Source organism: uncultured Rothia sp. (assembly GCF_963555405.1).
Classification (GTDB): domain Bacteria; phylum Actinomycetota; class Actinomycetes; order Actinomycetales; family Micrococcaceae; genus Rothia.
The window spans coordinates 23,739-31,860 of record NZ_CAUVVO010000016.1 but is presented as its reverse complement, the minus strand read 5'-3'; the positions used below and the strand labels follow the sequence as shown (position 1 = coordinate 31,860).

Below are 8,122 nucleotides of genomic sequence, written 5' to 3'. Positions count from 1 at the left end.
GCCAGATCATCATCTGGGGCACCCCGCTACGGGAGAGGGTTGCCGCCCGGCTAGCCAGAGCTTAGCGCCGGGACTCATGATCTCGTGGTTTGAGTGTACGGGGCGCGCGGGAGGGAGGTCACGTTTGTGACGAAAAAATCTTTTTGTGACGTGGAACCGAAATATTTCGTGATAAATGCGAAATATACGGTCATAGAAATTCATACGCGCCCGCAGGGTTGATTGAGGCACGCCACAGCCCATAGGGTGGGAGAAGCAAACCATCCAGAGCGACTGAGAGACCTGGCTCCACGACGTCGCAGCAACCGGCACGGATTCTTCCGCCCCCGGTGCTAACGCCAGGAACGATGGAAGTGACATGACACTCAACAGTGCAGTAACTGACGTACCCACCAGTGAAAAGAACGGCCACCACGCCGTATCCACCGCCGCCGTCCCCTTGAGCTTTGAAGGCGTCGGACAATCTTTCCCCGTGCCCGGCGGAACCCACGAAGTTCTTCGCGGAGTCTCCTTCACCGCAGCCCCCGGCGAGATTATCTCCGTCATCGGCTCCTCCGGATGCGGCAAATCCACCCTCCTGCGTGCAGCGGCAGGCCTGAACCGCATCACCGCAGGTACCGTGCGTATCGGCGAGAAGGCAGTGACCGGCCTCGACCCCCGCGTAGCTATCGGCTTTCAGGAACCGCGCCTGCTCCCCTGGCGCACCGTCGCCGACAACGTGGCGCTCGGACTGCCGCAGGGCACCAAAAAATCTGACGGCGCAGCATCCGTAACCCGCCTGCTCGACCTGGTCGGCCTGAGCGAATACGCAACCCACCGCCCTAAGGAAATTTCCGGCGGTATGGCTCAGCGCGTGTCCCTGGCGCGAGCGCTCGCCCGCAACCCCGGCGTGCTCCTGCTCGACGAGCCATTCGGCGCCCTCGACGCACTGACCCGCATCAACATGCAGGATCTGCTGCTGGACGTGCACCGTCAGGATCCGACCACGATTCTGCTGGTCACCCACGACGTGGAAGAGGCGCTGTACCTCTCCGACCGGGTCATCGTGCTCGGCAAGGACACCCCGGAGGCGCCCGCCACCATCCAGCGCATCGTGACCGTTGACCGCTCTCACCCCCGCGACCGCGCGGATGCAGAAATCACCGCGTTGCGCAGCGAGTTGCTCGCTGAGCTCGGCGTGGAAGATAACGCCTAAAGCCGCCACGAAACGCATTTCTTACACATCACATCATCATCTTCAGAAGCGAAAAGATTTCATCATGACTTACTCCCCGTCTCGCCGTACCGCCCTCAAGTCCCTTGCCGCAGCCGCCGCTTTTGCTACTCTGCTCAGCGCCTGCGCCGGTGAAGGTTCCGGTTCCGCTAACGCCTCCGGTGCTGCCGGTGGTGGCAATCAGAACACCGTGACCATTGACTACGCGACCTACAACCCGCTGTCCCTGATTATCCGCAAGAAGGGTTGGCTTGAGACCGCCCTCGCCGCCGAGGGTAAGAAGGTTGAGTGGGTCAAGTCGGCCGGCTCGAACAAAGCGAATGAGGCGCTGCGTAGCGGCAATATTGATGTTGGCTCGACCGCCGGTTCGGCGGCGCTGCTGGCACGCGCTAATGGCTCCCCCATCAAGGTCATTAGCCTCTACTCGCAGCCGGAATGGTCGGCGCTCGTCACCCGCAAGGACTCGGGCATCACCAAGGTTGCGGATTTGAAGGGTAAGACCGTTGCCGTGACCAAGGGTACCGACCCGTACTTCCTGCTGCTGCAGGCACTCAAGCAGGAGGGTATTTCTGCTTCGGACCTGACCATTCAGAACCTGCAGCACGCCGACGGCCGCACCGCCCTGGATAACGGTCAGGTCAACGCGTGGAGCGGCCTGGACCCGATCATGGCTGCCGCCGAGGTGGAAAGCGGCGACGTGCTCTTCTACCGCAACCTGAACTTCAACACCTACGGCTTCCTGAACGCGACCGAGAAGTTCATTCAGTCCAACCCGACCGCCGCACAGACCATCGTGGACGTGTACGAGTACGCTCGCGCCTGGGCTAAGAAGAACCCCGAAGAGGCTGTGAAGATTGTCGAGGAGGAGTCCGGCATTAAGCACGAGACCGCTCAGGTCGTCATGGAGCGCACCCACCTGGATATCGACCCGGTTCCGGGCGCTAAGCAGGTTGAGGTTCTCAAGGGTGTCGGCCCGATCCTGGTGGAGTCCGGCGACGTTCCCTCCCAGTCCGACGTGGACAAGGCGCTGAACAGCATTGTGGACGACCAGTTCGCAAAGAAGGCTGACAGCGCAGCCGTCGAGAAGATCGCAAAGGTGGTTGAGAAGTAATGACCGCCGCAACGATTACCGCCGCCTCCAGCGCTCGCGCTGAGCGTGCTGAGAAGCGTGCCTCTTCCGTGAAGCTGCCGTCGAACCCGTTCGCCGGTAAGCAGTACCTGGGCCTGATTCTTCCCCTGGCACTGATTGCCCTCTGGTACATTCTGAGCACGAACGGCGTGTTCACCCAGGTTCAGCTGCCCTCCCCCGACCGTGTGGTCAGCGCCGGTGTTGAGCTGGCGCAGCGCGGCGAATTGGGCCGCCACGTGGCGATTTCTACTCAGCGTGTGCTGATTGGTTTCGGTATTGGTGCCGTGCTCGGCCTGGTGCTGGGTGCGCTGATTGGCTTGTCTGCGCCGGTGCGTCTGATTGCCGCACCGACCATTGGTGCGCTACGTGCCGTGCCGTCCCTGGCGTGGGTTCCGCTGCTTCTGCTGTGGATCGGTATCGGCGAGAATTCCAAGGTAACCCTGGTTGCTATTGGTGCGTTCTTCCCGGTGTACACCACGGTTTCTGCGGCTCTGGCGCACGTTGACCCCAAGCTTGTGGAGGCGGCACGCGCCTTCGGTCTGAAGGGTCTGCGCCTATTCACCACGGTTCAGCTTCCCGCGGTTCTGCCGTCGGTCGTTTCGGGTCTGCGTCTGGCGCTGGCTCAGGCGTGGCTGTTCCTGGTCGCCGCTGAGCTGCTGGGTGCATCCATGGGCCTGGGTTACCTGCTGACCGACTCGCAGAACAACGGTCGCACCGACCGCCTGCTGCTGGCTATTGTGGCGCTGGCGGTGCTCGGTAAGATTACCGATGCACTGGTGGGTGTTTTCGAACGCTGGGTGAAGGCGAAGTACCCCAGCAACTAACGCCACCAGCAATTAGCACCACAGTTAAACGCAACACTCAGCACGCGCTGAGTTTTAGGAGAGATGTCCGCCGCGTGGTTGCTCCCGACAGTGAGCTAATCATCGCTACGTGCCGGAGAAAGAAGTCGGCGGGGAAACCTGTCGCCTACTGAATGATGATGATGTGCCCCGCCCCGCGCCCCACAGTAGTGAGCGCGGGGCGGGGTCTTTAAATATGTCGTTATATTACGAACTGGTACTCACCATTCCGAATATGACGGTCCCCTTTGCGTCCACCCCCTCGAGCGCGCTTTACTAAGAAGGCAAACCATCCAGAGCGACCGAGAGACCTGGCTCAACGACGTCGCAGCAACCCCCTCGCCAACGCACACACAGACCCCACGGTCACACAGACAGCGGCACGGCAAGCAAGGGTGCTAATGCCAGCAACCGATGGGAGAATAATGGGACTGCCCACCCCCTACTCGTTCACCGACCCGCTGAACCCCACCCCGAACCCCGCCCTCGAATCTGACGAGGCGCGCGTCGCGTTCTGGGAGAAGCAGGCGCAGCGACTCACCTGGGCTGAGCCCTGGCACACCGCGCACCGCTTCGAGAAGCCGAAGTCCCTCGGCTTCGATGAGGAAGGCATCGAACAGTTCACGATCCCCGAAATTAAGTGGTTCGAGGGCGGCAAGCTGAACGTCGCCTACAACTGCGTAGACCGCCACGTGGAGGCGGGCCGCGGCGACAAGGTAGCCCTCTACTTTGAAGGTGAACCCGGCGACCGTGAAGCCATCACCTACGCCGAACTGCAGCGCCGCATCGCGAAGGCTGCGAACGGCCTGCTGTCCCTGGGCGTGCGCAAGGGTGACCGCGTGGTCATCTACCTGCCCGTCATCCCCGAAACCATTATCTTCACCCTCGCCTGCGCGCGTATTGGTGCGATCCACTCCCTCGTCTTCGGTGGTTTCTCCGCCGAGGCGCTGAAGTTCCGTGTGGAAGACACCGGCGCGAAGGTGCTCATCACCACCGACGGTCAGAACCGCCGCGGCAAGGTCGTTCCCGTGAAGGTCAACGCCGACGAAGCATGCTCCGGTGAGAACAACATCGAGCACGTCATCGTGGTGGACCGCACCAGCGCCTCCGACCCCGTAGCGCACGCGGCTGTGCCGTGGACTGAGGGTCGCGACGTCTGGTACCACGACCTGGTGGACGACCAGCCGGACACTCACGCCTACGAGCTGCACGACGCCGAGGATCCGCTGTTCATCATTTACACCTCCGGCACGACCGGTAAGCCCAAGGGCCTGGTCCACACGATGGGCGGCTATCTGGTGCAGACCGCGTACACCCACGCGCTGCTCTACGATCTGCTGCCGGATTACGTGGATGAGAACGGCGTGCTGCGCCCCGACGAGCTGTCGGCCGTCAACGACCCCGAGAAGGTGGAGTCCACCGTCCACTGGTGCACCGCCGACCTCGCATGGGTGACCGCGCACACCTACGAAATCTACGGTCCGCTGGTTAACGGCGTATCCGAGGTGATTTACGAGGGCACCCCGAACACCCCGCACTACGGTCGCCACTTCGAGGTCATCGAACGTTACGGCGTGACCAACTACTACACCGCCCCCACCCTGATTCGTTCCCTCATGGGTGCGTTCCCCAACGGCCCGGAGCCCGGCAAGTACGACTTCTCGACCGTGCGCCTGCTCGGTTCGGTGGGCGAGTCCATTAACCCGGAGGCGTGGCGCTGGCTGCGTCAGCACGTGGGCGGCGGTACCGCGGCGTTCATCGACACCTGGTGGCAGTCTGAGACCGGCTCGACCGTGTGCTCCCCGCGCCCGCACGACCCCGCGTTCGCACCCGAGGGCACCTACCCGGAGGGCACCCCGCACTGCACTCCCCTGCCCGGTTGCGCTACCCGCGCTGTTCCGGGTGTGTCCACCCGCGTGGTGGATGAGCACGGCGACCCGGTCGAACCCGGCAAGCAGGGCTTCATCGTGGTCGATAAGATTGGCCCGTCCATGGCTCGTACCGTGTGGCAGAACCCGCAGCGCTTCCTGGATTCCTACTGGCGTCACTACGGCGAGCGCGGCTGGTTCCTCGCTGGCGACGGCGCGAAGGAAGACGAAGAGGGTAACGTGTACATCCTCGGCCGCATTGACGACGTGATCAACATTTCAGGTCACCGCCTGTCCACGATTGAGATTGAGTCGGCACTGGTCACCCACCCCGCTGTGGTGGAGGCTGGCGTCTGCCCCGTGGAGGACGACCTGACCGGTCACCAGGCGGTCGCCTACGTGACGCTCACCGACGAGGGCAAGACCCTGACTGAGGACGAGCTGAAGGCGGCGCTGACCGCGCACGTGCGTGAGCACATTGGCCCGATTGCTAAGCCGAAGGATGTTGTGGCGGTTGCCGATATCCCGAAGACCCGTTCGGGTAAGATTACTCGCCGCCTGCTCGGTGAGCTGTACCAGGGTCGTTCGCTGGGCGATGTTTCTTCGCTGCAGAATGAGGAGGCGCTGGGCCACATCGCGCAGGTGCTGGTGGATACTGGCCGCGTGAGCGAGGCTGTCTAGGCTCTGTTGTTGAGCTGAGCACTGTGCTGAGCTAAAAGCTGTATAGAGTAAAGGTGCGGATACCGAATGATAATTCGGTATCCGCACCTTTTGCTATGCCATTTTACTGGGCTGACACGGCTCTTTGTTGGCGTTGCGCCGCCTAGTTAGCCTACTTGATCAGACCCAGCGAACGAGCGTGTTCGGCGGTAATACCGCTCGGCTCAATGTGCTCGGGGCCCTTCTGCTGCTCCGGGTGCTCGGTCGCCTGGAAGCGGATCATCTTCAAATCATTTGCCGCACCCAGATTCGTGATCAAGCCGTCACCGTTGAGGTCCACGGACACCGGCTCGGTGTCGATCTTGCCGTTGCCGTTAAAGTCAATCGGCTGGTTGGCAGGCTTGCCCTTGTACAGGAAGCCAGCCGCGCGGGGACCGAAGCCGCGCGCCTCGTACAGCTTCGCCTCGTTCAGCATGCGGTACTCGGCAGTGGAGTAGCCAAAGTAGCGGCTACCGTCGGCCATGGGCACGCCGGTGAGGGTGTACTGGTAGTTCATGACGCTGTAGTAGTTGGGCTTGTAGTTGATTTCGTCCCAGCCGCCGTGGCTCAGCGCAAGGTTGTGGCCGAGCTCGTGCACGAACACTGCCACGCGGATGTCGCTGGTTGCCTTACCCCAGAAGTGCGGGCCCACGGTGACCATGAGGTTGCGGCCACCGAAGTTAGCGATGCCGGAGGAGGTGCTGTTGTCGTAGTAGTCACCCCAGATGACGTAGTGGAAGGTGCCTTCGCGGGCGGGGTTGAACTTACCTTCGGTCGCCTTGATGCGGTGGAGCGCCTTGAACTCGCTGTCGAGCTCCTGGTAGCTGATTTCGTTGCCGCCGCCGAGGTTGTACTTGGCGCTGCGGGCGCTACCGGCGTCCAGGTGGATGTTCACGCCGGTGGTGCCGTCGGGGTTGCGCATGGGCAGGTCAGCGTAAATCTTGGTGATGCGGTCCAGCTCGTCTTCGCTGGGCAGCAGGCCCGCCATGTAGTCCATCTCCACGAAGATGTCCTTGTGGTTGGGGTTTGCGCCCATTGCGGGGAAGTCGACGTCGATTTTGCCGTCGCCGTCTGCGTCGTAGCCCTTCAGCTCCCAGGTGTTGGGGATGCCGTCGCCGTCGATGTCGGGGCTGTAGGCGTTTGCCGCGGGGGCTGCGATGGTGCCCAGGCAGAGCACTGCGAGGGAGGCAAGCGTGACGCGTGCGCTCTTCAGAAATGCCATGTTGTGTTCCTTAGTGTGTGGTGACCAATGATGTTCCGGTGGTGTTTCGGTGGAGCTTGCCGGGAGGACGTTCTCCACGGTTTCCATGATGCGCCCGTTTCACGCGCTAGGTGAGCTGGGTGCCGTAATGTTCATACATTGAGGTAAAAGTTGAGATAATTTTGAAGATGAGCTGAATTACATTAGAGTATCAGTAATTCAAATCACATGCATCACCACATTCTAATGACAAGAGAGATCCCATGACTTCTTCCTCGAACACTAACGGTCTGAACCGCCGCGCCCTCATCAAGGGTGCCGCGTGGAGCACCCCCGTCATCGCAACCGCAGCGGCGGTACCCGCCTACGCGGCGTCCACCGATGCGCAGGAAACCCCGACCCTGAAGTTCGGCGTCTTCACCCAGGCGTTCAACTCGAACCCCGCCAACGACTTTGATACCCGCTACGGTCTGGATTCCTACACCGTGCAGGTACCCAACATCACCGCAACCTCCACCACCCCGCAGAGCGGCGGCGGCGGCACCTTCACCCCCGGCGGTAGCGTTGGTGCCGGCCTGTACGGCGGCGCGGGCCTGTGGATTTCCGCCCCCATCAACTCCAAGGGCGAGTTCCAGGGTAGCTCCTGGCTGTACCCTCAGGCGCACCTGCAGGTGACCTTCGAGTTCACCTTCCCCACCGCCGAGGATGTCACCGACCCGCTGCTGTGGGACGTCGATAACGACGTTGAAATCCCGGCACTCGCTAAGAGCGAGGGCGGCGCGAAGACCAACAACCCCGCCGTGGCGGCGTTCAACGGCATCGCATACACCGCGAAGTTCTACGAGCCGACCATCGAGGACAACGTCTGGACCGGCGTGCTGGATATCCGCACCTCCGACTACCTGGAAGCCACCGCGAAGGACGGCGTGAGCTACGCGCAGGTGCTGGCTTCGCTGGTTCCGGTGTACTTCACCGAGGTGACCTCCAGCTACACCCTGACCACCACCGCTCAGATCACCAGCGGTAACGTCGCAATGCAGCTGACCGAGGGCGGCGAGTACACCTTCCAGGACCTGGCTGGTTTGCGCGCTTCGGCAACCATCAGCCGCTAACGCCACAGCATGCAGAGAGGGGCCCGGCATCCATACTGGATGCCGGGCCCCTCTGCTT

Annotated in this window: 6 protein-coding genes and 2 riboswitches; of the genes, 5 read left to right on the top strand and 1 reads right to left on the bottom strand. The window is 62.1% G+C overall.

Features of this window, described 5'->3' with window-relative positions; all coding sequences use genetic code 11:
• Window positions 1–82, bottom strand: a riboswitch (SAM riboswitch). This riboswitch is flagged as partial in the annotation.
• A 175-nt stretch (window positions 83–257) separates the two neighbouring features.
• A riboswitch (SAM riboswitch) is annotated at window positions 258–354 on the top strand.
• 4 nt (window positions 355–358) lie between these two features.
• The 4 genes from RWL87_RS08550 to RWL87_RS08535 all read left to right on the top strand — a co-directional run bounded on the left by RWL87_RS08550 (window position 359) and on the right by RWL87_RS08535 (window position 5,733).
• Window positions 359–1,195 carry an ABC transporter ATP-binding protein gene (locus tag RWL87_RS08550; RefSeq protein ID WP_313969593.1) on the top strand — a complete coding sequence of 279 codons (837 nt, stop codon included), beginning with the start codon at window positions 359–361 and terminating at the stop codon, window positions 1,193–1,195.
• Between the two features lie 64 nt (window positions 1,196–1,259).
• The gene (locus tag RWL87_RS08545; protein ID WP_044150835.1) at window positions 1,260–2,324 is read left to right on the top strand and encodes an aliphatic sulfonate ABC transporter substrate-binding protein; all 1,065 of its coding nucleotides are present in this window, start codon (window positions 1,260–1,262) and stop codon (window positions 2,322–2,324) included.
• Window positions 2,324–3,166 (top strand): ABC transporter permease, encoded by an 843-nt coding sequence (locus RWL87_RS08540; RefSeq protein ID WP_102034116.1) that lies wholly within the window; start codon window positions 2,324–2,326, stop codon window positions 3,164–3,166. Before RWL87_RS08545 ends, RWL87_RS08540 begins: the two co-directional genes overlap by 1 nt.
• A 443-nt stretch (window positions 3,167–3,609) precedes the next feature.
• The gene (locus RWL87_RS08535) at window positions 3,610–5,733 is read left to right on the top strand and encodes an AMP-binding protein (protein ID WP_313969592.1); all 2,124 of its coding nucleotides are present in this window, start codon (window positions 3,610–3,612) and stop codon (window positions 5,731–5,733) included.
• A 151-nt stretch (window positions 5,734–5,884) separates the two neighbouring features.
• Here the strand turns inward: RWL87_RS08535 and RWL87_RS08530 are convergent, their stop codons facing one another.
• Entirely contained in the window at window positions 5,885–6,973 is a 1,089-nt protein-coding gene (locus tag RWL87_RS08530; RefSeq protein ID WP_313969591.1) for a C4-dicarboxylate ABC transporter substrate-binding protein, read from the bottom strand.
• A gap of 242 nt (window positions 6,974–7,215) precedes the next feature.
• Between RWL87_RS08530 and RWL87_RS08525 the strand changes: the two genes are divergently transcribed.
• Window positions 7,216–8,064 (top strand): transcriptional initiation protein Tat, encoded by an 849-nt coding sequence (locus RWL87_RS08525; protein WP_313969590.1) that lies wholly within the window; start codon window positions 7,216–7,218, stop codon window positions 8,062–8,064.
• Window positions 8,065–8,122 lie beyond the last annotated feature (58 nt).

Excerpts from the sequence above, each read along its gene's own strand:
- RWL87_RS08550 (WP_313969593.1), top strand. The coding sequence starts at position 359 with ATGACACTCAACAGTGCAGTAACTGACGTACCCACCAGTGAAAAGAAC.
- RWL87_RS08545 (WP_044150835.1), top strand. The coding sequence starts at position 1,260 with ATGACTTACTCCCCGTCTCGCCGTACCGCCCTCAAGTCCCTTGCCGCA.
- RWL87_RS08540 (WP_102034116.1), top strand. The coding sequence starts at position 2,324 with ATGACCGCCGCAACGATTACCGCCGCCTCCAGCGCTCGCGCTGAGCGT.
- RWL87_RS08535 (WP_313969592.1), top strand. The coding sequence starts at position 3,610 with ATGGGACTGCCCACCCCCTACTCGTTCACCGACCCGCTGAACCCCACC.
- RWL87_RS08530 (WP_313969591.1), bottom strand. The coding sequence starts at position 6,973 with ATGGCATTTCTGAAGAGCGCACGCGTCACGCTTGCCTCCCTCGCAGTG.
- RWL87_RS08525 (WP_313969590.1), top strand. The coding sequence starts at position 7,216 with ATGACTTCTTCCTCGAACACTAACGGTCTGAACCGCCGCGCCCTCATC.